The organism is Limnohabitans sp. TEGF005 (assembly GCF_055394835.1).
Genome location: NZ_AP029226.1, coordinates 2201997 through 2228542 on the forward strand (window position 1 = coordinate 2201997; position 26546 = coordinate 2228542).

Here is a 26546-nt window from a genome sequence, read left to right on the forward strand (position 1 = left end):
CTCCCCGGTTCCGCTCTGCTGCGGCGTTCTGTATAAGGATTCGTCACACCGATACCGGAATGATGAACACAATACACACGGAACTTCGGCTCCCGTCTAGGACTTCCACTTTTCCCTCACTCGGGATTGATTGACCGTCGTCGTCAGGCTTTATGTAAGGTTTCAAAATCAGGTTTTCTCTTACAGTTTGACTATGCTTTCCTTATAGTCCGCGCGATGACTATTTTTGCTACAACCCGCATGCTGCATGGGTTTCAAGACACTTACACCCAAAACCGAAGCCCTGCGAGTTTTTGCATCAAATCCTCGCCGATACAACACCACCCTTGGCTTTCCGGTGGGCCCTTCCTACAGTCTGTACTCACACAGGACGAGCGTCCTGTCATGTGGACAAGACCAAGGAAGACCATGAAAAACACCCCCGACAAGTTCGTCACCTACTATCGAGTTTCAACCCAACGGCAGGGCGCATCCGGTCTCGGACTTGATGCCCAGCGTCAGACGGTTGCCCAGTACCTCTCAGGAGTCCATAGAACGACCGTAGGCGAGTTTTTGGAGATCGAGACCGGCAAAGGTGCTGACCCGCTGTCCAAGCGCCCACAGCTTCGATTAGCGCTTGACCTGTGCAAGAAGACCGGGGCCACCTTGCTGATCGCAAAACTGGACCGACTGGCGCGAAACGTTCACTTCGTTTCAGGACTCATGGAGAGCAAGGTCAGCTTCTTGGCGTGTGACCTTCCCGAAGCGAACCAATTGACGATCCACATCATGGCAGCATTTGCCGAGCATGAGGCCCGACGCATAAGCGAACGCACCCGAGATGCCTTAGCTGCGGCGAAAGCTCGTGGCGTTGTGCTGGGAGCTACCGGTCCCACGAACCTCAAGACCTGCAACGACCAGCGCCAGCAAAATGCTCAGGATTTTCGTGAGCGGCTGCAGCCCGTACTTGAGGGCATGAAGGCACAAGGTTTGACCAGGCGGGCAATGGTCGAACGGCTGAACGCGCTAGGCATCAAGGCACCGATGGGTGGACCGTGGTCATTGGGGCAGGTTCAGCGACTAGCCTCAACTTCTTGCGAGGCTCGATCGTCATAAGTAGCGCGTTTCCACGTTCGCTTTTCCACCAGGCTTGGGATTGAATTGATAGCCCCGATCGGCTGGATATTCAAGTCGGTCAGGTACGCGATCAACTCTTCCAGCACTTCATCTTTGCGCAGCGTCCACGTTGACGCGAAGCACCGCCAAAACACCCACCCGGCTCGCTCCAAGATGCGCTGGCGCTGCATGTCGTGCTGCCATCGGTCGGGCCCGTGGTACTCGTCTCCATCCAACTCGATCGCCAAGCGCGCATCAACAGCGCCCTCGACCACCATGTCGATCCGATAGGCTCCAGATTTGACCTGCGGCGTCACTTTGTAGCCTTTGCCGGTCAGCAAAATGAAGACCTCTTTTTCAAACTCGCTGTCACAAAGGTCGATCAGCTGAGCGTTTTCATCCTGGTCAATCACGATTGGTTTGTCAAAGTGCTGCAATAAAGACAAGCGGAGGTCTTTATCAGACAGCTCACTCCCTTTGACGGATCGCACCAGGTACATGCGATCGCGGGCACGGCTGGCCGCCACATTGAACCGTTGCTCGAACATGTTGCCAGACAGCGCTTTGGCACTGGTGCGATCGACAACCATGGACAAGAAAATGATGTCGCGTTCACTGCCCTGGAAGGTCCGCGCATCACCACATTCAAACTCACGCCGCTGTAGTTCGCCCGCATCACATTGGTCGCGCACCATGCTGTCGATCAGTTTGGCTTGGTCGAATCCAAGCAAAGACACCACGCCAATTGTGCGATCGGCGAATTTAGGATCATTCAAGATCACGCCAATTTCCTGCGCGATGGCTTCGGCCTCGGCATGGTTGCGGTCTTGTTTGTCGCGCATGCCACCCTCGACCAGGATGTCCACCAGCGGCGGATCGATGCGCTCGGAAGCCTTAGGAATGCGCAGCGGCTGGATGCCACCGCGGTAAAACACTCGGTTCGAATAACTGATGATCGGCTGCACACAGCGGAAATGTTCGCGCAGCATGACCTGCTGAGCAGCAAAGACACGAGCGGCCAAGTCATACAGCGATTTCTCGGGTGTCATTTCCTCTTTGTACGGCTGATCGGATAAGAACCGCGTCATCAGATCATTGATCTTGCCGCTGGAAATGAACCCACCATCGGGCGACACTTGTTTGTCGTCGCCTACCACTAGGATTTTTTTACCGCGCACGATCGCCGGAAGAGCCCACAAGTCCGATTGACTGGCTTCATCCACTATGACCAAATCGAACGCGCCAATGTTGGGGGGCATTGATTCGGAAATCTTGGCGTGACTCATGATCCAACACGGCACGGCACCGGCCGCCTCCAGCATCGCAGACTGCGCATCGCGTCGGTAGCGGAAAGCGTTCGGACCGGTGCCCTGTCCAATTTTGCGTATTGCCACTGCATACCCTGCAAGAGCCTGCAGCACCTTGGGGGTGGCGTTGCGTTTTGTTGCCAGCCATGCTTGTTTGGCTACCACTTCTTTGTAAAGGCGTGACAGACCAATTTCGAGAGTGGTACGGCGCTGAGCCATGTCGATCAGTTCTTGACGGGCTTCAATCGCTTCCAAATGGCTGCGCAGCCGTGACCAGGTCCAAGCCTGACGCCAATCGGAAGGAAATACTCGATCCTCACCCGTTTGCGATACAGCCTGCGTACGCAAACGCTTGGCAAATTTTGGGGTGCCGTTTTCGGCGATCCGATTGGTCAAATCGTTGACCACAGCAATATCCTGCGCATGGCCGGCGATGCTGCGCAATTCTTCGAGCAGTTCACCATAAGCCGACGCGATGCGAGTGCTTTCTAGCGCTTCGTTGCCCAATTCGTGGGTGATGAAGACCCGCAATTTTTCAGTGATGGGGCCACTGCAGTTCGCCAGTTTTTCCTGCAACTTCACCAGTTGGCTGGAGGCGTGAACCAATTTGTTTTTGGTGATGTGGCTTAGCAGGTAGCTCTTGACCTGGTTGAGGTGGCTGGAATTTCCCAGCAGCAAAGTCTGCGGCGCATCTTGAAAGACTTCCTCGGCCAGTCGCAGCATGGCCACTTCCAGCCGCAGGCATAACTCATGTGTTCGCTTGGCACCGACCGCGATTTTTTCAACGGCCCGCAGATTGTTAATGTCCTGGCTGACCACCGGAATGCTGAGCACGTCGGAAAAACGATTCCAGCGGGTGCTGAAAGAAATCAAACGCTCACCCAAAGCAAAAAACCGATCCACTTGAGACCAGTCTTCGGTGGTGCTAGGAGGCAGGCCGTTAACTTTGATGCTGGCCAGCTGCTCTTTCAAATCACCTTTGCCGAAGCTGAAGGCTCCAAACGGTTTGCCTGTTTGCGCCGCCTTTTGTACCGCTTCCTTGGCCTTGCTGGAAGTTAACAGCTGTGTGGGCAGGTCTACCGGTTTTTGCAGGAACTGAGACCGGGCCTCGACAATTTCTTCAACCTCAGAAAACAACGCCTCCAAAGCAGCAATTTCGCTGGTGTTGTCTTTTTGTCGCAAGTTCAACCGAAGAGTATGACGCCATTCGGATTCGCCAGCTTCCATGTCACGCAGGATGTCCAGAGATTCATCGACAAGAGTAACCAGACTTTGCGCCTTGTCGAAAACTTCCTGGGTGATGGCTTTAAGTGGCAGCAGTTGACCCGATTCCTCGGCACTGGCAATTTCTTTGATCTTGGACAGGATGCCATGCAGCTCAACCACTTCGGCAATGGTGGGCAGCGTCTGCGCCTGCGGCACCTTCGCCGTCACGTAGACCAGACGATCCTGCAGAACACGGCGAGCCCGGCGCAGTTCATTGGCCTCTTCGTCCGTGATACCTGCTTTGTGTTGCTCTTGCAGAGACAGGGCATCGTCAAACCACCCATATTTCACCTGGCCTGACACCACCAGTTCGGCCATTTTTTGGGCCCGCATGGGCTGGCCATCGACTTCTATCTCAGCTAACTGGCTAGCGGCTATTTCATCGACCCGACGATCGATGTTGACCAATTCCGAATGGGTGCGTTCGATCGACTGATTCAAGCGCTCGATATCGAGTAATGCCTGTTCGGGGTTGAGCTGAGAAACCTGATGCTGGATCGCCTCGATCGAGCCTTGGAATTGCCGAATGCCTTCCCGATCATTGGTCAGCAAAGCCACTGTCAGCGGCTGCAGCTCCTCAGGCACTTTGGACTGCAAAACCTTCAATGCCTGTTCGCCCCGGGAGGTCACCAGGATGCGCTTTCCCGAGGCAAGGTAGTGGCAGATGATGTTGGCGATGGTGTGGGTTTTGCCGGTGCCTGGTGGCCCTTGAACGGTGACGCCGTTGGAGGTCTCAAGGCGCTGGATGATCGTCACCTGTTCCTGGTTGTACGGCAACGGGAAATACAGTTCGCGGGGTGCTGAGCTGCCATCGCCACGGCTGGAAATGCCACGGAAGTTGACGGCCTGAAACTTCACCATCTCATCTGAGGGGGGGCTAACCAAAGCCAGCGGGCCACCGGGGATTTCAACCCCAGCATCGAGGTTGTCCTGCAACCGGCGCAGGTCTTCCACCAGGAAATTGTTGTTCTTTGGCCGCGTATAGAGCAGCCACGATTCACTGACCACCAGCTGCTCGCCAGGCTCAGGAAAATCATTGGTGTCACCACGCTCCAGGTAGACCCCTTTGCTGTCCAGACTGCGGGCAATCAGCTTCAGCACATCCTGGCAACTGGACGCGTCAAACGGCGTGACTGGACGATCCTTTTGATAGGCCAGGTGTTGACGGACTTGTTTTTCCACCTCTGCCGCACCATCGATGCCGCAGGCGATCAGTGCATCCAGCTCGGCCCGAGTTTCGACGGCCCTAGGCCGCACTTCGATGGCCATGCTGCTGGAATTCAGCGTGATTTCCAGCGGGTGATTGAGCAAGGGGTATTGAAAGTTGACGGCGCTGCCCTCGGTGGCGATGCGCCAGGCCGACACCCCCATGCCACAGACAAACTCGATTGGCTTGCTGGTCTCGGTCGATGAAATGATGCGGATCAGCGAAAAGATGTCCGAATACAGACCGATGGTGCGGCGGCGCAGGGTTTCGACTTGCGCCCAGCGTTGCCACTGTGGACCGTAGCTTTTCAGGACCTCAGTCGTCTCAGCGCGCACTTCCTCTTCAACTTGCTGCCGTTGTTCGGGGGTGGCCTCGGCTCCAGCCATCAAGTCCACGCGATGCAAGATGGCCGCTTCGTCTGCGCTGGGTGCCGGCCCGTTGGGCTGGTTGCTGACGTTAATCAGCCCATTCATCGTCTTGTCGCTGATCTGTGGGGGCTGGGTCACCTCAAGCCGATCAATCTTGAACCAAATGTGATCGCCTTCGGTTTTGAGGTCCAGTTCAATGCCTGGCAGCTGCCGCAGGTCCTCTGGGTTGAGCTTGAACCCGTTGATCTTGCTAAGGTGATAACCCCGTGGGTCCACATCCTTGAGTTGTTCTTCGATGTACCCGAAGAGTTGTTTCAGCAGATCACGGGGTCCTGGCATTCTTCTTGGCTCTTTCTTTAATGGCTCGGGAAATATTGCACGAGCAAGCACAATACATTGGTTATGGGTTTGATCTTAAACCTGCCGACCTTGGAAACCAAAGCTAAGGTTCTGCACTCCCGTATTTTCTAGACAATGTACAGAGTTCACCAAGCCAAGTAGTTCGGCAGGAAAACAAGTCGCAGCCGAATCCAGCCCCTCCGCCAGATTGGCATTTCTGTATCGAACGTGAGGACTGGCCTTCGTTGTGTAGCGCTGATCGCATAAGCACCCATCGGACTCTCTCGGCGCACATAGCCAGTTTCAAAGTGTTGTCCGAAGTTTTCTAGGCGAGGAGTACCACGCGCTGTGATTTCTTCACTGTGTAACCCGCCAACCTCCCACTCCAAGATGAAGGAGGTGAAGCTCCCGTTTGCCTCAATGAAGCCCCAATCGATCAGTCGGATCGGGTGATCTGAGCGACTGACAACCGACAGCATCGTCTCCTCTTCTATCGCAGGGGCCAGCGAACCCAGCCGGACAAGGAACAAATCTCGCTTACCACGGATTTGCAAAATCAGATTCCAGACGCCTGCTGTTGCAGCGATTACAGCCCCTGCAAGAGTCACATAGTCAGTAAATTCCTTGATGCTCATGTTGACATCGTAACAACCTCTTCAGACACCCGACAAAAGCAAAAGGCCATCCTAAGATGGCCTTGTCGTTGACGATTCGGTCAGCGCTTCTTTGTCCTGGAACAGCTCCCGAAACCCGATGAATCCATGTAAGTGCTTGAGCCAGAGGGCTTTTTCAAACACCCCTGCCTTGGGGGTAGTTTTCAGCGGCGATGCCGGCTTTGGTCAGGGCGTTGAAAAGGGTAGATTTGCCAACGTTGGGCAAACCCACGATGCCGCATTTGAGGCTCATGGAAGGCTTTCGGTGATTCGGGAAGTAACCTGTGATTTTAACGGCTGGGTGTGCCCCGGGTGGCCACCTACAATGCGGGCATGGCAAACCCTCCCGATATTTGCATCCGTGGTGCCGGCATTGTGGGCCGCACTTTGGCCTTGTTGCTGGCCCGTGAACAGCTGAACGTGGCCTTGGTCGAGGCCCCCACCCCAGAGACCACCGCTGACGTGCGGGCTTACTCGCTCAACGGCGCAGCCATGGCTTTGCTGCAAGACCTGCGCTGCTGGCCAGAAAGCCCTGCGGTCACGCCCGTGCACCAAATGCAGGTGTGGGGCGATCATGGCGGCCAGCTGAACTTTGGCGCAAACGCGCTCGGTGTAGGTGAACTCAACTGGATGGTGGACGTGCCGGTGCTACAAGACCGGCTGGCCCAGGCCGTGCAGTTTCAGCCCCACATTCAACTGGTGAATGCCCCGGTGGCAGCGCCGCTCACCGTGGTGTGCGAAGGCCGCGCCAGCCAAACCCGGGCCGAGCTGGGGGTGGGCTTTGACATCACGCATTACGAGCAGCATGCCGTGGCGACCCGTTTGGTCTGCGAACAAGCACACCAGGGCATCGCACGACAATGGTTTGGCTGGAGCCAAGTGCCCGGCATGTCGCAAGCCCAGGCCGAAATTCTGGCTTTGCTGCCCATGGGCGGAGATGACGGCGGGCACGAGGTGGCCTTGGTCTGGTCGGTCCACCCGCTGCGGGCGCAAGAGTTGATGTCACTGCCCCCCGAAGACTTTGCCGCCGCGCTGGCCCAAGCCTGCGGACACGCTTTGGGAGGCATGCAATTGTCGGCATCGCGTGCGGTATGGCCGCTGCAACTGGCCCGCGCCAAGCGCTGGATCGGTGCCATGCCCGGCTCCGCCAAACAGTCTTTTGCCCTGGCTGGTGACGCCGCCCACACTGTGCACCCGCTGGCGGGCCAAGGCCTGAACATGGGCCTTGCCGATGTGGCCGAGTTGGTGCGCGTGATCCGGGCCAAAGAATTTTGGCGGCCACTGCACGACCTGAAACTGCTGCGCCGCTACGAACGCGCCCGCCAAGCCGATGTGCAGGCCATGGGGCTGGTGACAGACGGGCTGCAACGCTTGTTTGCTCAGCCTGGCCCAGTCTGGCAAAACCTGCGCAACTGGGGCATGCATGGCTTTGACCGCAGCGGCCCGATCAAACAATGGATGACGCAACAAGCCATGGGCCAGTCGGCACCTGGTTCGCGTTGACCCTCTGAACCCCTCTCTTTTTGAATCCGAAAGAAATCCAATGAAGTTTGTCCGCTTGATGCAAGTGTCGCTGTTGGCGCTGGCATCCCTGTCCACCAGCCTTGTTTTTGCACAAGAAGCCACCATCCGTAAAAACCTGAGCGAGCGCTTGGCCAATCTGCCCAAAATCGACGAGATCAGCAAAACCCCCATGAACGGCTTGTATGAAGTGCGCATGGGCAACGAGGTGATGTACAGCGATGCCGAGGGCAACTTTTTGATTCAGGGGGCGCTGATCGACGTGAAGCAAAAGCGCAACCTGACCGAAGAACGCATGGAGAAACTGTCGTCCATTCCGTTTGACCAATTGCCTTTGAAAACCGCCTTCACTCAGGTGCGTGGCAATGGCAAACGCAAACTGGCCGTGTTTGCCGACCCCAACTGCGGCTACTGCAAGCGCTTCGAGAAAGACCTGCAAAAATTGGACAACGTGACCATTCACCACTTTCTGTACCCCATTTTGGGAGAGGATTCACGCACCAAATCGCGCAACATTTGGTGCGCCAAAGACAAGGCCAAAACCTGGAACGACTGGATGATCAACGGCACCACACCGGCCACCGCCAACTGCGATGCATCTTCCATCGACACCATCGTGGAGTTTGGCAAAAAGCAACGCATCACCGGCACGCCGATGATCTTGTTTGCCGACGGCACACGCTTGCCGGGCGCCGTGCCCATTACCCAAGTCGAAAAAATGCTGGCTGAAATCAAATGATGCAAACACCCCACACCGAAGATCCGACCTGGCACTTGATTCGCCGCCTCGGCTACGCCGGACTGATCCCGTTCGTCTTTTTGGCCTTGTGTCTGTGGCTGGTCGGCCCGGACCTGCACCCTTATGTGGCGCTGTCCATGCAAAGCTACGGCGCGGTGATCGTGTCGTTTCTGGGCGGCATCCATTGGGGCGTGGGTTTTCGCAATGCGCTGATCACCCCCAGCGCACCGCGCATCCATTTCACTTGGGGCGTGGTGCCCTCCTTGCTGGCCTGGGTGGCCGTGATGATGCCGGCCTTTGCCGGCTTGCCTCTGCTGGGCTTTGTGTTGATTGGCTGTTATGTCATGGACCGCCGCACCTGGCCTGCAGCGGGCCTGGCACCTTGGTTGCCCATGCGCTTGCAGCTGACCATCGTGGCCAGCCTGAGCTGTTTTTTGGCCGCGGGCGCAACCTGACACCACAACACGCACGAAACAAGCATGACCGCCATCCACTACAGCGTTGAAGCTGCCGATCTGCATGCACACCTGTTTCGGGTGACGCTCACCATCACCCAACCCGCATCACAGCAAACGGTGTCGCTGCCGGTCTGGATTCCGGGCAGTTATCTGGTGCGCGAGTTTGCCAAAAACCTGCAAAACCTGACGGCAAAACAAGGCCGCCGCACATTGGCGTTGGCCCAACGTGACAAATGCACTTGGGACATCGCCTGCAAGCCGGGCCAGCCGCTGGTGCTGAGCTACGAGGTCTGTGCCTTTGACAACTCGGTGCGTACCGCCTGGCTCGACAGCCAGCGCGGCTTTTTCAACGGCACCAGCCTGTGCCTGCGGGTGCACGGGCAAGAAGCACAGCCGCACCAACTGCAGCTGAACCCAGTCAAGGGCCAAGCCGATTGGCAAGCGGCAACGGGCCTGACCCCCATCAAGACCGACAAAAAAGGCTTTGGCTTGTACCAGGCAGCCGACTACGACGAACTGGTGGACTGCCCGGTGGAAATGGGCACATTCTGGAGCGGCCAATTTGTGGCCTGCGGCATCCCGCACCGCTTTGTGGTGGCCGGAGCCCTGCCCTCATTTGATGGCAGCCGACTGTTGGCCGACACGCAAAAAATCTGCGAAGCCGAAATCCGCTTCTGGCACGGCGCAGGCAAACAAGCGGGCAGCAAGGCGCCGCACAAAAATTACCTGTTCATGCTCAACGCCGTGCACGACGGCTACGGCGGACTGGAACACCGCAACAGCACCGCCCTGATCTGCAACCGAGCCGATCTGCCGCGCCAAACAAACCAGCATGCCAGTCAGCACACCAACGAGGGCTACACCACCTTGCTGGGTCTGATCAGCCACGAATACTTTCACACCTGGAACGTCAAACAGCTGCGCCCCGATGCCTTCGCCCGTTACGACTACACACAAGAAAACCACACACAGCTGCTGTGGTTCTTCGAGGGTTTCACCAGCTATTACGACGACCTGCTGCTGCGGCGCGCAGGCCTGATCGACGATGCCACCTATCTCAAGCTGCTGGGCAAAACCATCGCCCAAGTTCAGCAAACCCCTGGCCGCCACGTACAGACGGTGGCACAGGCCAGCTTTGATGCTTGGGTGAAGTACTACCGGCAAGACGAAAACACCCCCAACGCGACCGTGAGTTACTACACCAAGGGCTCGCTGGTGGCGCTGTGCCTGGATCTGGCATTGCGCAAAGAAGGACACACGCTGGACGCCGTGATGCGTGGCCTCTGGAAACGCTGCAAAGCCGGCCCCATGCGCGAACAAGACCTGCTGGACGAACTGCACGCCCGCACCGGACGCAGCTGGCAACCTGAAATCCAGACCTGGGTGCACAGCACAGCAGACCTGCCGCTGCGCGATTTATTGTCAGGACAAAGCATCGAAGTCAGCGCCGAGATCGCCACCATGGCGCAGCGCCTGGGTTTGCGCGTGAGCGAAGCCGGGGGGAACGTGCACATCAAAGGCGTGCTGCGTGGCAGCGCCGCCGAAGCGGCCGGGATGGCAGCGGGCGATGAATGGCTGGGGCTGGATGTGGGGGAAACACCGGCAGCCCGCGCCCAAGGCGGCAGCTGGCGTCTGAACAAACTGGACGACCTGCCCGCCTTGTTGGGCCGTGAACACCAACTGGTGGCGCTGGTTTCGCGCGACAAACGCCTGCTGCGCTTGCACCTGAAAGTGCCCGCACAGGCCAGCAGCTGGAAACTGGCAATGCCTGCGCAAAGAAAAGCGGGCCAGTGGCCCGCCGTCTGATCGGCTAGCTGAGCTTCACTTGCCGCGCAAATCAACCACGCGTTTGGCCTTGCCTTGGCTGCGCTCAACGCCGCCTTCGGCCTTCAGCTCGATCGCCACGCTCGAGCCAATGTAAACCTTGATCTCGTGCTGCAACATCTTGGCTGCGGCACGGGCTTCGATGCTGTCGGGTGACACGCCGGGCCGGGTTTCGATCAACACTTTCAAGTCGTCCATCGGGCCGTCACGGGTCAGCACACACTGGTAATGCGGGGCCAGCTCACTGCGTTTCAAGATCAGCTCTTCGATCTGGCTGGGGAACACATTCACGCCCCGGATGATCATCATGTCGTCACTGCGGCCAGTGATTTTTTCCATGCGGCGCATGCTGCGGGCGGTACCGGGCAGCAGACGGGTCAGGTCGCGGGTGCGGTAACGGATGATGGGCAATGCTTCTTTGGTCAGGCTGGTGAAGACCAGCTCGCCCATCTCGCCGTCGGCCACGGGCTCGCCCGTTTCGGGATGGATGATTTCGGGGTAAAAATGGTCTTCCCAGATGGTCGGGCCGTCCTTGGTCTCGATGCATTCGCTGGCCACGCCTGGTCCCATCACCTCAGACAAGCCATAAATGTCCACGGCGTCGATGTTCATGCGTTTTTCGATCGCGGCACGCATGTCGTTGGTCCAAGGCTCGGCCCCGAAGATGCCGATGCGCAGTGAACTGGTCTTGGGGTCGATGCCCTGACGCTCAAACTCGTCTGCAATCGCCAGCATGTAACTGGGCGTGACCATGATGATGTTGGACTTGAAGTCCTGGATCAGCTGCACCTGGCGCTCGGTCTGGCCGCCACCAAAAGGCACGACCGTCAAGCCCAGCTTTTCGGCGCCATAGTGAGCACCCATGCCACCAGTGAACAAGCCGTACCCGTAGCTGATGTGCACCATGTCGCCTGGCTTGGCACCGCCTGCGCGGATGCTGCGGGCGACTACGGTGGACCAGGTGTCGATGTCTTTGAGCGTGTAGCCCACCACCGTGGGTTTGCCGGTGGTGCCGCTAGAGGCGTGGATGCGTGCGCACTTTTCACGCGGCACGGCGAACATGCCAAACGGGTAGCTGTCGCGCAGGTCCGACTTGGTGGTGAAGGGGAACTTGGCGATGTCGGCCAGCGTTTTGCAGTCGTCCGGGTGCACGCCTGCGGCGTCGAACTTGGCACGGTAAACCGGCGAATTGGCATAGGCATGCTGCAGCGTCTGCTGCAGGCGCTTGAGTTGCAGGCTGCGCAACTCGTCGATGCTGGCCTTTTCAATCGGCTCCAAGGGGAAAGCTTTTTCAGTCATGTGTGACTCCGAAATCAAAATTCAATAAGGGCGGTATGCAGGTGCGGGCGCTTGGAGGCATGGATTCCCGCCTGCGCGGGAATGACAAAGGACACGCGGGAATGACAAAGGACACGCGAGCATGACCAAGGACACGCGGGAGTGACTCACGTCATTCCGGCACCACGGTGCCCGGAATCTGCGCACTCTTGCCACGGAACATGGCGATCACTTCACCGTTCTGGTTCGTGACTTTCATGTCATAGATGCCGTGACGGCCACTGAGCGTTTGCTCTATGCCTTCGCAGGTCAGCACATCGCCCAACTTGCCGGGCTTCAAAAACTCGATGCTGCAGCCTGCGGCCACCGCGTTCTTGTTGTAGCTGTTGCAAGCAAAGGCAAAAGTCGAATCTGCCAGGGTGAAGATAAAGCCACCGTGGCAAATTTGATGGCCGTTCAGGTGCAACGCTTTGACGACCATGCGCATCACGGCGCGGCCGGGCTCGCAGGCCAACAGCGCCATGCCCATGGTGTCTTTGGAGGCCACATCGACGGCGAACATGGTTTCGCCCACCAAACGGGCCAAGGCTTTGGGGTCGTTCATCATTCGCCTTTGAATTGAGGGGCACGTTTTTCAAGGAAAGCGTTGACGCCTTCCATATAGTCATGCGTTTTGCCCAGAGCAGATTGCGTGTCGCGCTCGACATTCAGATGCGCATCCAAGGAACGAGTGCCCGCATCGCGCAACAGGTGGCGGGTGGCGACCAGGGCCTTGGTCGGCATCACTGCCAGCTTATCGGCCAGCGCCAGAGCAGCGGCTACGCAGTCGTCGGCCACGTCCCAGATCAGTCCCCACTCTTTGGCTTTGTCTGCGCTCAGCTTGTCACCGGTCATGGCCAGCGCCAAAGCGCGGGGCAGGCCCAGACGTTCGACCAGCAGCCAGCTGCCACCCGCATCGGGAATCAGGCCGATCTTGCTGAAGGCCTGTACAAAGCTGGCCGTGGGTGCGGCAATGGCGATGTCGCACGCCATGGCCACCGAGGCGCCTGCGCCAGCGGCCACGCCGTTGACCGCACAAATGACCGGCATACCCAGCGATTGCAGGCGGCGCGTGGTGGGATTAAAAGCGTCGTGGATCACCGGACCGGGGTCAGCGCGTTCCAGCAAGCCGGGACCGGGCGTGAAGTCGAGTTCGGACAGGTCCAGACCGGCACAAAAACCGCGGCCTGCCCCGGTGAGCACCAGCGCACGCACGGCAGGATTGGCCTCAGCCTGGTCCAGCACCGACCACAGGGTTTGGTGCATTTCGCGGGTGAAGCTGTTGAGGGCTTGGGGGCGGTTGAGGGTGACCAGCGCCACCGCGCCTCGCACCTCGTACAACACCGATGCGGTCGATTCGGTCATGTGATGTCTCCTGAATCCGTGAATGTACCATTACCCGACCGCTCGGTTGGTTAATGTTTTCCCTCATACGGGAGCCTGAGTTGACAGCCTGTATTCAGGGCGCGTGGTTATAGTGAACACAGAATTTCACACCCTTTTGGAGAAGCACTTGAGCTACGAAACCATCGAAGTCCGCACCGAAGGCGGCAAAGTCGGCATCATCACCCTGAACCGCCCCAAAGCGCTCAATGCGCTGAACAGCCAGCTCATGGACGAGCTGGGCGCGGCTCTCAAGGCTTTCGATGCCGACGAAGCCATTGGCTGCATGGTCATCACCGGCAGTGAAAAAGCATTCGCCGCAGGTGCCGACATTTCGGCCATGGCCAAGTACAACTTTCACGAGGTCTACAAACAGGACTTCATCACCCGCAACTGGGAAACCATCCGCAGCATCCGCAAGCCGGTGATCGCGGCCGTGGCTGGTTTTGCGCTGGGCGGCGGCTGCGAGCTGGCCATGATGTGCGATTTCATCATCGCCGCCGACAACGCCAAGTTCGGCCAGCCAGAAATCAAGATCGGCATCATCCCCGGCGCAGGCGGCACACAGCGCCTGCCCCGCGCCATGGGCAAATCCAAGGCCATGGACTTGGTACTGACGGGTCGCATGATGGACGCCGCCGAGGCCGAGCGCGGCGGTTTGGTGAGCCGCGTGGTGCCACTGGACAAGCTGATGGATGAAGCCCTGGGCGCGGCACTGATGATCTGTGGTTACGGCCAACTGGCCACCATGGCCGCCAAGGAGAGCGTCAACCGCGCCTTTGAAAGCGGCCTGTCAGACGGCGTGATGTTCGAGCGCCGCATGTTCCACGGCCTGTTTGCCACCGCCGACCAAAAAGAAGGCATGGACGCATTTTTGAACAAGCGTGCGCCAAACTTTGTCAACGGTTAAGCGGTTTCAAAGTCCATACCCGGCCCGCCGTGCCTGCACGGCGGGCTTTTTTAATGGGCTTGGCGGTCAAGCCCACGTCCACGTTCGCTTCACTTTTGGCTTGTCGTGCCGATACATGAATCAAGCCCACTGAAAGCCGCTATGCGAATCACCCCCATCTCCATCAGCCAGACCATGCGCCCCATGTCGCCGGTGATCGACCAGGTCGGGCGTGTGGAAAAACGCAGGGCCCCAGATGCCGTGGCGGGGCGTGGTCGGTTATCGGCGGGCCAAAACGATGCCACCGCCAAAAACAGCCGCTTGGGCGGCAAGCGCCGAAAAATGAACTGGAATGGCTTGGGCGATGCGGTGGACGTTCTCGCCTGAACGCAGATCTGGCAGCGCGCTCAGACAATCCAGGCACAAAAACCAAAAAGCCCACAATCGTCAGACTGTGGGCTTTTGATTTGGTGGTGATAGGTGGATTTGAACCACCGACATCAGCATTATGAATGCTGCGCTCTAACCAACTGAGCTATATCACCGGATAAACGCTGGTTTCAAAACGCATTGTTTGAAACTGAACGACTTGCATCGTCAAGCCAAAAATTATACACAAAATTTCCCAATCTAGGCGAGCTTGGCGCAACTTTTGCCAGCAGCTAGCGCCCCAAGCTGGGCACAAGCCACATCAAACCCGGGCATCTGGTGGCCCAAATGCAGCACCAAAGAGCTTCCGAAGCACTGAATGCAGCCAAATCGCTGGCACATGGTTTGCAGTGACTTCAGCGAGGCCGTCTGGCCGCGCGTGCGTGACGCGATCCACGCCAGCATCCGCTGACGACGGGCGCAAGGCCTGCCAAACGGGATAAAGTGCGGGCATGAACTTGACAGGTGGATGGCATTGGCATTGGCGCGCATGGCGATCGCAAGACCGCTGGGCAGCCGCGTCTGCACAAATTTCAGAATGGCTGATGGCCCAGACCCTGCCGCGCCAGCAGTTGGTGTTGATCGGTGCCAGTGCGGGCTGGATGCTGCCGACTGCCTGGTTGGCGCAATTTGACGAAATCCACGCCTGGGACATTGACCCTTTGGCGGCACCCTTGTTTCGATGGCGTCATGAACGCGATTTGAAGCGCCAAGGAACGGCCTTGCACCTGCACACGGGCGATGGTCTTGCCCGCTTGCCAGCGGCAGTGAAAACCATGCCCGACGCCTTTTTTTGGTTTGACAACGTGCTGGGGCAACTGCGCTTCACAGGTGCCCCCCTTGATGCCGTGGGCCACCGTTTACAAGCGCTGCAAAACACTTTGAAACCAGTGGCTTGGGGCAGCGTGCACGACCGCATGTCAGGCCGCACAGCAACGGGTTCCGCCTTGCCCCTGGCACACAGGTGTGCAGCCGGATTGGCCATGGAGAGCCCAGAAGGACAAGACTGGCTACAGAAAATCGGCGCGATCAGCCCCTGGTTGGACCACCTGACCGAACACGTGCTGCCCGAGGGCACGCCGGTGCAATACACCGCATGGCCCTTCAAACCCGGCTATGCGCACTGGCTTGAAATGGGCTGGACTTCAGCCACAAAACCTTGACTGCGTCACGAACGCTGAACGCTCAGGGTTTGTGGGCCAATGCTTCAAGTGAAAAACCGGCAATTTTTTTGTAATCGTCCGAGATTTGGCGCAACTCAGCCTGGCTGATCACGTCATCGATGTGTCGGAAAGGCCGACCTTGTGTGAGCTCATCGACCTTGATGTTGATGAAGTCGGGCGGTGTGCTGCGGTTGGTCAGGACCACCTTGGACGTCAAGGGCAAGCGCACGGCCTCGTAACGGTACAAGGCATGCGCCAGGTCATCGCCGGACGGGGTAGCGGCCAACTCATCGGCCAGCGTACGGGCATCGACCAAGGCTTGGGCCGAACCATTGGACCCCCGGGGATACATCGGATGGGCGGCATCGCCCAGCAAGGTCACACGCCCAAAGGTCCATTGCGGAATCGGATCTTTGTCCACCATGGGGTACTCCAGGATCGACTCGGCATTGGCGATCAACTCCGGCACATTCAGCCAGTCAAAATTCCAGTCCTTGAACAAGGGCAACACGTCTTCCACACGGCCTTGCCGGTTCCAGTCGTTTTGCGTCAGGCCCTCCATGCGGATCTCGGCCATCCAGTTGACCAACTGGTGACCTTGTCCATCGACCTGGTCGACGATCGGGTAGATGACCATCTTGCCCGTCTCGATCGAGCCAATGCGCATGTAGGTCTTGCCCGTCAGGATCGGGGCAAAACGCGTCACGCCGCGCCAGGTATTGATGCCCGTGAACACCATTTTTTCATCGGGGTAAAAAATCCGGCGCACCGCCGAATTGACCCCATCGGCTGCGACCAGCACGCGACTGTGAACCGGCGGCAGCGCCTGCCCGTGGGGGTCATTGAAGGCAATCGTCACGGCCTCTTCGCTGTGTGTCACCCCTGCAAAGCGATGGCCGGTGTGGATGCGATCGGCCCCCAGTCGCTGCACCGCTGCGTCGAACAAGATCTTGTGTAACTTGCCCCGATGAATGCCGATTTCGGGAACCGGATAGCCCGCATGACGCCCGCGCAACTCGCTGTAGATGAATTGACCATGGCGATTGAAAAATGCACTGTCGTAGTTTTCAATGCCTGCCGCTTCAATGGCGGCTTGTAGCCCGAGCGCAGCCAATTCGCGCATGGCGTGCGGCAACAGTGTGATGCCCACCCCCAGCTCGCGCACCTCGGCCACCGCCTCAAAGACCTCGCAAGCCACCCCTCTTTGGTGCAAATGCAGGGCCAGGGCCAGCCCACCTACGCCGCCACCCACAATGGCAATATCGGCTGTTCGCATGTTCATGCTGTCCTTTCTGTTGGCTCAATCAGTCGGCTGAAATTTGTTTGGTGCGAATCACCGCGCCCCAGCGCGGGTGGTCTTTGGCCACAATGGCCGACAGCTCTGCCGGGCTGGATGGCACAGCGTCCATGCCTGCCTTGCCCAAAATATCCTTCACATCGTTTTGGCGCAAGATGGCCGCCATCTCGGTGTTCAAACGCGTGACCACGGCAGCCGGTGTCTTGGCGGGCAAAAAGAACGCGTACCAGAGGTCCACATCCACGCGCTTGACGCCCACTTCGTCGAACGTCGGCACATCGGGGGCCACTGGATGCCGCTTCGGGCTGCCCACTGCCAAGGCATTCAGCCGTCCGTTTTTCACAAAACCTTGCGCAATGTGCACAGGCAAAAATCCCACATTGAGCTCACCGCCCAACAAGTCTTGTGTGTATCCAGCCGAACCGCGGTACGGCACATGCAGCATGAAGGTGTTGGACTCCAGCTTGAACAGCTCCATGGCCATGTGGTGCGGGGTGCCCACACCCGGCGAACCAAAGCTGATGGATCCTGGCCGAGCCTGGGCCTGCTTGACCAGCTCGGGCAATGACTTGATGCCCGTCTTGGGGTTGGCCACCAGCATCAAGGAGCCATACGCGGCCATCGACACGGGTGCGAAATCCTTGACCGGGTCAAAGGCCACACCTTTGTACATCTGTGACGCCATCAGCATGGTGTTGGCGCCCATCAAGACGGTGTAACCATCGGGCGCGGATTTGGCCACCGCCTCCGCACCGATATTGCCGCTGGCACCCGGCTGGTTTTGCACCACAACAGACTGCCCCAGACGCTCACTCAGGCGCGGCGCCACCACACGGGCGATGGTGTCCATGCCGGTGCCCGGCGTGAAGGGCACAATGATTTTGAGGGTCTGGGTGGGGTAAATGCCTTGTGCAAAAACACCCGGGCTGGCAAAAGCGAACACAGCCGCAGTGAGTGCCAGCAGTTGTCGGCGATCCATGGTTTTCATTTTTGTCTCCTTGGGGTGATTAACAGTGATGCTTCAAACGTTCATGTGGCGGGTGCAATCTTGAACAGCCGCTCTGCGTTGTCCTGAAAGAAGGCCTTGCGCACCTGCGGCGCCATGTCCAGGTTTTCCAGCATGGCCACTTCTTCGGGCACATATTGATAGGGGTAGTCCATGGCGTAAAGCACGCGGTCGGGGCCCATGAAGTCTTGTGTGAATTTGAGTGCTGCGCCCCACGCCACGCCACTGTTGGTGATGTGAAAATTCTCGCGCAGGTAGTCGCTGGGTTTGCGTTTCAGTGGCTGCACGCTGGGGTAACGCTGCGAGCGCACGGTCGCCGCGTGCATGTAATCCAGGCGATACGCCCAAAACGGCAAGGCCTCGCCCATGTGACCCAAAATGACTTGCAACTTGGGGAAGCGGTCAAAAACACCCGAGGTGATCAGGCGCAACGCGTGCAAACCCGTCTCGACACCAAAACCATAAATGGCACCATCGAGTCCGGCCTCAATGAAGTGCTGGATCATGCTGGCGGGCATGGCGTTGGGGTGCAAATAGATGGGCGTGTCCATCGCCTCGGCCGCCTCAAAGATGGGCCAGAACTTGGTGTCCGACAAGTACTCCCCCTGCGTGTGGGAATTGATCACCACCGAATGCATGCCCAACTGGTTCACGCCTCGCTGGATTTCTTTGGCTGCAGCGGCCGGGTCTTGCGGCGCGACGGCAATCATGCCCACCAGGCGATCAGGGTGGCGTCGCGTGGCTGCTGCCAAAACGTCGTTGGCTTCTGGTGCAAAAGCCACCGCCGTATCCTTGTCCATGATCTGGACCCCCGGCGAGGTCAGGCCGATCACCTGCACATCGACACCCGCCGCATCCATGTGGGCCAGACGCAGTTCATCCAGATCAACCAGACAACGCATGATGTGCTGGGCCCTTTCGCTGGGGCTGCTCATGTAAAAACCCATCAGGTGCTTGAAACCCACATCCACATCGTCTTTGGCGAGGATGCGCCTGTAGATGTCCAGCATCTCGGGTGGCGAAAACGCCTCCTCGGTGGCAATGCGCCGATAGGGGCGTTGGGGCAAGGTGTGATGAATGCTCATGGGGGATTCTCCTGCGCTCAATTGAGCGGTTGTGGGTCAATGGTTGATGCGGGCTGCAAGGCCAGATCCCAGTTCTGGCCCACCAGATCGTGGCCAAAAGAATGGTGGCTTTCTTCGGCCACCAGCACAAAACCAGCGGCCTGATAGATGTGGCGGGCGGCGACCAGAAGGTCATTGGTCCAAAGGGTCAGGGTCTGGTACCCCTTGGCCCGGGCAAAGGCGATGCATTCATTCGTCAGGGCATGGCCCAGCCCCAAGCCGCGTGCCCGAGGTTCGACATACAGCAGACGCAACTTGGCCACTTCGTCAGAGACCTTGACCAGAAACGCCGAGCCCACGATCTGGCCCTCGATTTCAGCGATCCAGGCGTTCTCGCAGGCAGCGTCAAAATTCTTTACAAACTGCGCGGCAATTTCAGCCACCAAGGCCTCGAACGTGCCATCCCATCCGTATTCCTGTGCGTACAAAATGCCTTGGCGATGCGTGACCCAGCCGATGTCACCCACTTGCAGGCCGCGCAGTGTCCATGTGGGTGTCATGCGTGCAGGCCTCCTTCATAGCCTTGTCCCAGCGCCAGCAGTTGCGGTGTTTCTATGACCGCGTTCAGACCGTCAAAATCGAGCATCTGGTCTTGCCATGGGCGTGTGGTCTGGTGCGTGTGCAAGCTGGCGTAATAGCCTTGCAGCGTGTGCAGCACCGCCCGCGCTGTGCCGCCCGGAAAAATCACGATCTTGAACCCGTGCCCGCCCAACTCGGCCGCGCTTTGCACCGGCGTCTTGCCGCCTTCGACCATGTTGGCCAGCAGGGGCACGCGCTTGGCGAACTGGGCGCAAGCCCGGTTCATCTGCTCGTCCGAACGCAAGGCCTCAATGAACAGCGCATCCACACCGCATTCCAAATAACGCTCAGCCCGCTCCAGCGCGGCGTCCAGCCCCTCGACCGCCACCGCATCGGTGCGCGCCAGGATCAGGGTATTTTTGTCCTGCCGGGCGTCGAGTGCGGCGCGCAGTTTGCCCTGCATCTCGGCCACCGGCACCACGCCTTTGCCATCCAGGTGGCCACAGCGTTTGGGAAAAGTCTGGTCTTCGATCTGGATCATGGCGGCCCCGGCCCGCTCGAAGTCGCGCACCGTGCGTTGCGTGTTGAGCGCGTTGCCAAAGCCGGTGTCAGCGTCCACGATGACCGGAATGCTCACCCGGTCGGTGATGTGGGCCAGGGTCTGCGCCACCTCGGTGGCCGTGGTCAGGCCGATGTCTGAGCGGCCTAAGCGCGTGTAGGCAATCGATGCGCCCGACAAGTACACGGCCCCAAAACCGGCCTGCTGCGCCACCAGTGCGGTGAGTGCGTCGTACACGCCAGGGGCCAGCAAGGCTTCGGCTTGTTGCAGCCGCTGGCCTAAGGTTTGGGTCGCGCGATGGGGCTGGCTCATGGTGCCGAATCCTTCAAAAGTAGTTGTGCTGTCCGTGCTGCAATGTGCCCACCCGCGATGGCGCTGAGCAAGCCATTGCCCGACAAGTAACCCCAGACCGCCTGGCCCGACACACCTCTTGCTGCACCGCCTGCGGCCAGCAAATTGGGCAAAGGCGTACCGTCTTCGCGCAGCACACGGGCATGCTCGTCAATGTCCAGACCGCCCTGGGTATGAAACAAGGCGCCGGTGACCTTGATCGCATGAAGCGGCGTTTGGAGTGCGCGTTTGAAATGCCGCCCTGTGACCGGATCGGTGCCAGACTGCACCGCATTCAAAGTGGCTTGCAAGGCTTCATGCGGGCAAGCGATCAGCTGCGCCAGCGCCACGGTATCGGCGGCGTGTTGCACCGCGCCCGCGCCTTGCGCAGCCACAAAATCCGGAAAGTCTTGTGCAAAGCTCAGCAGCGCATCGTCAAACACATTCCAGGCCACGCCGCCCGGCTGCGCCAGCACATGCACTGCCGCTTCCGAATAGCCTTGGGTTTCGTCGTGAAAGCGTTCGCCTTTGGCGTTGATCTGCACGCCACCTTCCATCATCAGCGCCCACGAAATCAAAGCGCCTTGCGGCACCGCCCATGAGCCGTGGCCCTGGTACGCGCCCAGATCAGCCAGACGCGCGCCGAGTTGTTGACCCCAAGCGATGGCACTGCCATCGTTGCCCACATGGCCGGCATAAGTGGCCTCGGACATCTCGGGCAGCAGGTTTTTGACCATGGTCGTGGCCCCACCAAATCCGTTGCAAGCCAGCAGCACCGCATCGCAGCGGATGCGCTCAGTTTGCCCGTCTGGGCGCACAAAACCCACACCGTGAAGGCGCTGCGCGTCGTCGGCCCACAGCTCGGTCACCTGCGCCTGCGTGAGCACCAGCACGCCTGCTGCGTCAGCCGCGGCTTGCAGGCGGCTCATCAAACCAGCCCCGGTTTTCTCGGGCACGGCGTGCATGCGGTGAGCACTGTGGCCGGGGTACAAAAAGTTGTCCAACACCTGCCAGGGCAGACTGTGGTGGACAGCCAAGGCGTCCAAGGCCGGACCGATGTTTTGGGCATAGGCCTGCACCAGATGCGGCGCAGCCTGCCCGTGGGCTTTGGCTTGGATGTCGGCAGCAAACAATGCCACGCTGTCGGTGATGCCCTGCGCCTCTTGCGCCAGCGTGCCCGGCGCGGGCACAAAGCCCGACGACAACGCCGTGGAGCCTGCCGCAAACGCATCGCGTTCCAACACCACGCACGCCACACCCAGCCGGTGCAAGGCCAGCGCCGCCGTCAGGCCGCAAGCGCCTGCGCCCACGATCACCACCTGTGTGTGATCGTCGGTCTGCAACGCGTTAGCAGGACAAACTTGAGGCCAAGGTGCGCTCATGGCTTCAGCCCAGTTGTTTCAAAAAGGCAGCGCTGTCCATGACCTCGGCCACCGAGGCCATGTCGGCCAGCGCAGCCTGGTGCGCGGTTTCGCTGAAGGCCGCGCAGCCGTCCGACAAGACAATGACGTGGTAGTCACGCACATGGGCATCGCGCACCGTGCTGGCCACACCGCCGTTGGTCACGATGCCGCAGACCACCAGCGTGTCGATGCCCGATTTCTTGAGCACCCAGTCGAGCTGCGTGTTGAAAAAGGCCGAGTACGCCACCTTGAACACCGACACATCGACCAGCGGCGCGAGCAAGTCCACATTGGCCTGGCCCCGGCTGCCGGGCGCGAAATCGCCCTTGCGCAAAAACGGGCGGCGCTCTTTGAGGTGCGCCGAAATCATGGGCTCACCCTGCGCATCGGGCCAAAGCGTGAACAGGCTGGCCGTGACCAAACCGCCACGCCCTTCGCCCCGGCCTTTGATGGCGCGGGCCACAGGGGCCATGCGCTCGGGCAGCTTGACCGCCTCAGCGCTCAGGGTGTTGCCCCGGGCATAAGCCCCATCGGGGGCCAAAAAATCGTTTTGCAGGTCGACGATGACCATGCCCAGTTTGGCGTTTTGCAAGTTCATGCGCTGCGCTCCACCAAGAGGTTGCCCAGCTTGTCGACCCGGCCTTCAAAGCCTGGTTCGAGCCAGACCGTGGTGTCGGGCTGCTCCAGAATGGCAGGGCCTTGCACCACGGCGCCCACAGGCAAGCTCAGTCGCTCGTAGCGCTGCGCTGTCCACCATTGGCCTTGGTGGTAGACCTGCTGTTCACCCACAGGGGCCGTGCGGCCCTCGCCTTGCGGGGCCAGCACTGCCAGATCAAACTTGGGACGCCGCCCGATGCGGGCATAACGCAGGTTCATCACGCGGATCACCGGGCCTTGCAGCACGCGGCCAAAGGCGTGCTGATAAGCCGCTTCAAACGCGGCCAGCAAACCCGCTGCATTCAACTGCTCACGCTTCACCGGCACTTGCAGGGTGTGCGTCTGGCCCATGTAAAGCATGTCAAAGCTGATGACTTCGTCCACGCGCACAAAGTGAACACCGGCAGAATCCAGGCGGACCTGGCAGGCTTCAGCCAGGCTGTCTGTGCGTTGCAACAAGCCGGACCAAGCCACATCAGCCAACGCCACGTTCAGGGTTTGCACCGCGTCGTGGCGCATGTCGGCCATCACGCAGCCCAGCGCCGAAGTAACACCCGGGTAACGCGGCACGATGCCAGTGGTCACACCCACCTCACGCATCATGGCGCACACATGCAGACCGCCACCACCACCAAAAGGCATGTAGGCAAACTGGCGCGGATCGTGCCCGCGCTCGATCGACACCACGCGAATGGCCCCCGCCATGCGGGCATTGGCCACCGTCAAAATCGCTTCGGCCGCAGCCAGCGCCGTCAAGCTCAAAGGCTCGGCCACGTGTTGCGCGATGGCTTTTTCAGACAGGCCAGCGTCCAACGCCTGCAACAAACCGCCACCCAAAGGCCGGTCGGCCGCGATGCGGCCCAGCAGCACATTGGCATCGGTCACGGTCGGGCGGGTGTTGCCGCGCCCATAGCAGGCCGGGCCTGGAATGCTGCCAGCCGACTCTGGGCCAACCTGCAACATGCCACCCGCATCGACCGAAGCAATCGAGCCGCCACCGGCACCGATGGTCTCGATCTGGATCATGGGCGAACGCACAACCAGGCCAAATTCGATGGACGTTTGCGCGGCCAGTGCAGCCTCGCCGCCCGCCACCAGCGACACATCAAACGAGGTGCCGCCGATGTCGCCAGTAATGACATTCTGAAAACCCGAAGCGCGGGCGATCTCAGCGCAGGCCATCACGCCCGCCGCCGGCCCCGACAGTGCGGTGCGCACCGGTACATCGCACGCGGTCTGGCGCGACATGACGCCGCCATTGCTTTGCACGATCAGCAGTTCGCCGCCAAAGCCCTGGGCCCGCAGATCACCGTCCAGCCGCTGCAAATAGCTGCCCACCACGGGCTGCAAGGCGGCATTGAGTGTGGCGGTGGAGCAGCGCTCGAACTCGCGAATTTCGGGCAGCACTTCGCTGGCCGCCGTCACGTAACTGTTGGGCCAGATCTCGCGCACCGCCGCTACCGCGGCTTGCTCATTGCTGGGGTTGGCATAGGCGTGCACAAAGAAAATGCACACCGCCTCACAGCCTTCGGCCAGCAGGGCGCGGGCCTGTTCGCGGACTTGGTCCAGGTCGACCGGCGTGTGCAACTGCCCATCGGCCAACACACGCTCGTCCACCTCCAGACGCCAGGCGCGGGGCACCACCGGGGTATAGCTGCCGCGCAGGCCCCAAGTTTGCGGACGGTCGCGGCGGCGCATCTCCAGCACGTCACGAAAACCACGTGTGGTGATGATGCCGGTGCGGGCGATCTTGCGCTCCAGCAGGGCGTTGGTGCCCACCGTGGTGCCATGCACGATGGTGGCGATATCTTTGGCACCATCAGCGCCTACATGGCCGGTGACCTTGGCGATGCCGTTCATGAAACCCCGGGCTTCTTCGCCCCGGGTCGATGGCACCTTGACGATGCGGGCCTGGCCGGTTTTCTCATCCAGCACGAACAGGTCGGTGAAGGTGCCACCCACGTCCACGCCGACCACCCAGTGGGGCTGGCTCACTGATTGCTCGCTCATGCTTTTTCCTTGGTGTAGCCCAATGCGGTGTCGTTTTGACGGTCTTGTTCCGAGCGGTCTGCGGGGGCGCCCCACCCACCACCGCCTGGGGTTTGCAGGCGCACACGGTCGCCCTTCTTCAATTGGATGCCGAGCATCTTGGACACCATCGGTGGTGTCTTCCATTCGCCGTTCTGGCAATACTCAAACACGTTGGGCAGCGCAGGCTGGCCACCGTGAATGCCCTTGGGTGCTGACTTGCCACGCTCGCCGAAGATGAAGGCCTCGGCACTGTCTTCGAGCAATTCAATCTCGTAAATCGCCCCCAGCCCGCCCCGGTGCTGGCCGTCACCACCCGAGCCAGGGCGCAAGGCCCACTGTGTGAAGCGAACCGGATAGGCCGCTTCCAGAATCTCCATGGGCGGGATCGTGGCGGTCGAGATGGGCGCGTTGCCGTGCGACAAGCCATCGCCATCCGAGTGGCCGCCATGGCCGCCACCAAAAAAGCTGAACATCACCCAGCGCTGACCCTTGCGCTTGTCGTCGGTGCGGTGGCCCGCGATCGACAAGGCGTTGATGGTGCCGTAGGCATGGGCCACGGCACGCTGAGGATCGGCCAGGGCCGTGGCACTGAAGATCACGTCGATCATGCGCAAAATGGTTTCGGTGTAACCACCTACAGGGCGCGGGCGCGAGGCGCTGATGACCAGACCATCGGGGATCACAAAGTCCACCGCATCGAGCACGCCCGCGTTGGCCGGAACATCGGGGAAGACATGCTTCAAGGCCACATAGCAAGCGGCCACCGCCGTGGCCCGTGAGATGTTCACGGGCCCTGCGCACTGCGCCGAGGTGCGCGAAAAGTCCAGCGTCAGTCGGTCGCCGGCCACCGTCATGTCCAGCGCAATCGTCAGCAGTTCGTCTTTTACGCCGTCGTTGTCCAGCACATCTTCAAAGCTGTAACAGCCATCGGGCAGGCTGCCGATGTGTGAGCGCATGAGGCGCACAGCACGGCTGCGCAGCTCTATCAGGGCCTGGGCCACTTTGGCGTCGCCGTATTCGTCGAGCAAGCCGTCCAGCCGACGTGCGCCCAACTCGAGTGCAGCCAACTGGCCATTCAGGTCGCCCCACAGGCTGTCGGGCAGACGCGTATTGGCCCGCAAGATAGCCAAGACATCCTCGTCCAGTACACCGGCCCGCAAAATGCGCACCGGCGGAATTTGCACCGCTTCTTGCCAGCATTCGGTGGCCGCCGGGTTGTAGTTGCCAGGCACCGCGCCACCCACGTCGTGCCAGTGCGCGGCCGAGGCCAAAAAGCAATACAGCTGCCCATTGCGAAAGCAGGGTTTCACCAGTTTGAAGTCGTTGGCGTGGGTGCCGCCCTCGTACGGATCATTGAACAGCCACACATCACCAGGCTGCATGCCGCCACGCTCTGCGGCCACGCGCATGGCCGCTCGCACAGCAAAGGCCATCGCCCCCACAAACACCGGCAAGCCCGACTTGCCCTGAATCAGGGTATCGCCCGTTTGTGCGTCGTAAAGGCCGTGGCAGGCATCGTGTGCCTCGGCAATGATGGGGTTGAAGGCGCTGCGGTACAAGGTCGCATCCATCTCGTCGGCGATTTGCTCCAAGCGACCGCGCAGTACGGCCAAAGTGACCGGGTCCATGGCGGCCGGGGTTTGTGAAACTGAAGCCATCGGG

23 protein-coding genes, 1 tRNA gene and 1 pseudogene are annotated in these 26546 nt (G+C 59.8%); 9 read left to right on the plus strand and 16 right to left on the minus strand.

Features of this window, described 5'->3' with window-relative positions; all coding sequences use genetic code 11:
• Positions 1-408: 408 nt before the first annotated feature.
• Positions 409-1095: a recombinase family protein gene (locus ACZ5RG_RS10660; RefSeq protein ID WP_464447012.1), complete on the plus strand. Its 687-nt coding sequence runs from the start codon at positions 409-411 to the stop codon at positions 1093-1095.
• On the opposite strand, the gene ACZ5RG_RS10665 is transcribed toward ACZ5RG_RS10660, so the two are convergent.
• The gene (locus tag ACZ5RG_RS10665) at positions 1053-5033 is read right to left on the minus strand and encodes an AAA domain-containing protein (RefSeq protein ID WP_464447013.1); all 3981 of its coding nucleotides are present in this window, start codon (positions 5031-5033) and stop codon (positions 1053-1055) included. The genes ACZ5RG_RS10660 and ACZ5RG_RS10665 overlap by 43 nt on opposite strands.
• 240 nt (positions 5034-5273) lie before the next feature.
• Between ACZ5RG_RS10665 and ACZ5RG_RS10670 the strand changes: the two genes are divergently transcribed.
• Positions 5274-5603 carry a hypothetical protein gene (locus ACZ5RG_RS10670; RefSeq protein WP_464447014.1) on the plus strand — a complete coding sequence of 110 codons (330 nt, stop codon included), beginning with the start codon at positions 5274-5276 and terminating at the stop codon, positions 5601-5603.
• Positions 5604-5728: 125 nt separating this feature from the next.
• Here ACZ5RG_RS10670 and ACZ5RG_RS10675 read toward each other — a convergent pair whose 3' ends face one another.
• Positions 5729-6217, minus strand: coding sequence for a hypothetical protein (locus ACZ5RG_RS10675; protein ID WP_464447015.1), 489 nt, complete (start codon positions 6215-6217; stop codon positions 5729-5731).
• A gap of 172 nt (positions 6218-6389) precedes the next feature.
• Positions 6390-6488: pseudogene (locus ACZ5RG_RS10680) on the minus strand (GTPase); the annotation flags it as partial.
• An 80-nt stretch (positions 6489-6568) separates the two neighbouring features.
• On the opposite strand from ACZ5RG_RS10680, the gene ACZ5RG_RS10685 reads away from it, so the two are divergent.
• The 4 genes from ACZ5RG_RS10685 to ACZ5RG_RS10700 are packed head-to-tail and all read left to right on the plus strand — an operon-like array spanning position 6569 to position 10759.
• A complete protein-coding gene (locus tag ACZ5RG_RS10685) occupies positions 6569-7738 on the plus strand; it encodes an FAD-dependent monooxygenase (RefSeq protein ID WP_464447016.1) in 1170 nt (389 codons plus the stop codon).
• A 40-nt stretch (positions 7739-7778) separates the two neighbouring features.
• Positions 7779-8495: a DsbC family protein gene (locus tag ACZ5RG_RS10690; protein ID WP_464447017.1), complete on the plus strand. Its 717-nt coding sequence runs from the start codon at positions 7779-7781 to the stop codon at positions 8493-8495.
• Positions 8492-8950, plus strand: a complete 459-nt coding sequence (locus tag ACZ5RG_RS10695) for a DUF3429 domain-containing protein (RefSeq protein ID WP_409418246.1) — start codon at positions 8492-8494, stop codon at positions 8948-8950. Before ACZ5RG_RS10690 ends, ACZ5RG_RS10695 begins: the two co-directional genes overlap by 4 nt.
• Before the next feature lie 24 nt (positions 8951-8974).
• A complete protein-coding gene (locus ACZ5RG_RS10700) occupies positions 8975-10759 on the plus strand; it encodes a M61 family metallopeptidase (protein WP_464447018.1) in 1785 nt (594 codons plus the stop codon).
• Between the two features lie 15 nt (positions 10760-10774).
• On the opposite strand, the gene paaK is transcribed toward ACZ5RG_RS10700, so the two are convergent.
• The 3 genes from paaK to ACZ5RG_RS10715 all read right to left on the minus strand — a co-directional run bounded on the left by paaK (position 10775) and on the right by ACZ5RG_RS10715 (position 13459).
• Positions 10775-12076: a phenylacetate--CoA ligase PaaK gene (gene paaK / locus ACZ5RG_RS10705; RefSeq protein ID WP_019430628.1), complete on the minus strand. Its 1302-nt coding sequence runs from the start codon at positions 12074-12076 to the stop codon at positions 10775-10777.
• Between the two features lie 151 nt (positions 12077-12227).
• Positions 12228-12662, minus strand: coding sequence for a hydroxyphenylacetyl-CoA thioesterase PaaI (gene paaI, locus ACZ5RG_RS10710; RefSeq protein WP_298596642.1), 435 nt, complete (start codon positions 12660-12662; stop codon positions 12228-12230).
• Entirely contained in the window at positions 12659-13459 is an 801-nt protein-coding gene (locus tag ACZ5RG_RS10715; RefSeq protein WP_298596645.1) for an enoyl-CoA hydratase-related protein, read from the minus strand. The genes paaI and ACZ5RG_RS10715 overlap by 4 nt, the downstream gene beginning before the upstream one ends.
• A gap of 148 nt (positions 13460-13607) precedes the next feature.
• On the opposite strand from ACZ5RG_RS10715, the gene ACZ5RG_RS10720 reads away from it, so the two are divergent.
• Together ACZ5RG_RS10720 and ACZ5RG_RS10725 are read left to right on the plus strand one after the other, a co-directional pair.
• Entirely contained in the window at positions 13608-14387 is a 780-nt protein-coding gene (locus tag ACZ5RG_RS10720; protein WP_298596647.1) for an enoyl-CoA hydratase, read from the plus strand.
• Positions 14388-14528: 141 nt separating this feature from the next.
• Complete coding sequence (locus ACZ5RG_RS10725) at positions 14529-14753, plus strand: hypothetical protein (RefSeq protein ID WP_298596649.1); 225 nt, start codon at positions 14529-14531, stop codon at positions 14751-14753.
• A gap of 81 nt (positions 14754-14834) precedes the next feature.
• Here ACZ5RG_RS10725 and ACZ5RG_RS10730 read toward each other — a convergent pair.
• A tRNA-Met gene (locus ACZ5RG_RS10730) sits at positions 14835-14911 on the minus strand.
• Positions 14912-15247: 336 nt separating this feature from the next.
• Here ACZ5RG_RS10730 and ACZ5RG_RS10735 point away from each other — a divergent pair.
• On the plus strand, positions 15248-15958 hold the full coding sequence (locus ACZ5RG_RS10735) for a hypothetical protein (protein ID WP_464447019.1): 711 nt from the start codon (positions 15248-15250) through the stop codon (positions 15956-15958).
• A gap of 22 nt (positions 15959-15980) precedes the next feature.
• Here the strand turns inward: ACZ5RG_RS10735 and ACZ5RG_RS10740 are convergent, their stop codons facing one another.
• Genes ACZ5RG_RS10740 through ACZ5RG_RS10780 form a run of 9 tightly spaced genes read right to left on the minus strand, consistent with a single transcriptional unit; the run spans position 15981 to position 26542 of the window.
• The gene (locus tag ACZ5RG_RS10740) at positions 15981-17240 is read right to left on the minus strand and encodes a flavin-dependent oxidoreductase (protein WP_464447020.1); all 1260 of its coding nucleotides are present in this window, start codon (positions 17238-17240) and stop codon (positions 15981-15983) included.
• Positions 17241-17262: 22 nt separating this feature from the next.
• Complete coding sequence (locus ACZ5RG_RS10745; RefSeq protein ID WP_464447021.1) at positions 17263-18243, minus strand: Bug family tripartite tricarboxylate transporter substrate binding protein; 981 nt, start codon at positions 18241-18243, stop codon at positions 17263-17265.
• 41 nt (positions 18244-18284) lie between these two features.
• Positions 18285-19346, minus strand: a complete 1062-nt coding sequence (locus ACZ5RG_RS10750; RefSeq protein WP_312260046.1) for an amidohydrolase family protein — start codon at positions 19344-19346, stop codon at positions 18285-18287.
• Between the two features lie 17 nt (positions 19347-19363).
• A complete protein-coding gene (locus ACZ5RG_RS10755; protein ID WP_312260047.1) occupies positions 19364-19885 on the minus strand; it encodes a GNAT family N-acetyltransferase in 522 nt (173 codons plus the stop codon).
• A complete protein-coding gene (locus tag ACZ5RG_RS10760; RefSeq protein ID WP_464447022.1) occupies positions 19882-20775 on the minus strand; it encodes an isocitrate lyase/PEP mutase family protein in 894 nt (297 codons plus the stop codon). The genes ACZ5RG_RS10755 and ACZ5RG_RS10760 overlap by 4 nt, the downstream gene beginning before the upstream one ends.
• The gene (locus tag ACZ5RG_RS10765) at positions 20772-22175 is read right to left on the minus strand and encodes an FAD-dependent oxidoreductase (RefSeq protein ID WP_464447023.1); all 1404 of its coding nucleotides are present in this window, start codon (positions 22173-22175) and stop codon (positions 20772-20774) included. The genes ACZ5RG_RS10760 and ACZ5RG_RS10765 overlap by 4 nt, the downstream gene beginning before the upstream one ends.
• A gap of 4 nt (positions 22176-22179) precedes the next feature.
• Positions 22180-22794, minus strand: coding sequence for a cysteine hydrolase family protein (locus ACZ5RG_RS10770; RefSeq protein ID WP_464447024.1), 615 nt, complete (start codon positions 22792-22794; stop codon positions 22180-22182).
• A complete protein-coding gene (locus ACZ5RG_RS10775) occupies positions 22791-24863 on the minus strand; it encodes a hydantoinase/oxoprolinase family protein (protein ID WP_464447025.1) in 2073 nt (690 codons plus the stop codon). The genes ACZ5RG_RS10770 and ACZ5RG_RS10775 overlap by 4 nt, the downstream gene beginning before the upstream one ends.
• Positions 24860-26542 carry a hydantoinase B/oxoprolinase family protein gene (locus tag ACZ5RG_RS10780; RefSeq protein ID WP_312260052.1) on the minus strand — a complete coding sequence of 561 codons (1683 nt, stop codon included), beginning with the start codon at positions 26540-26542 and terminating at the stop codon, positions 24860-24862. Before ACZ5RG_RS10780 ends, ACZ5RG_RS10775 begins: the two co-directional genes overlap by 4 nt.
• Positions 26543-26546: the final 4 nt, after the last annotated feature.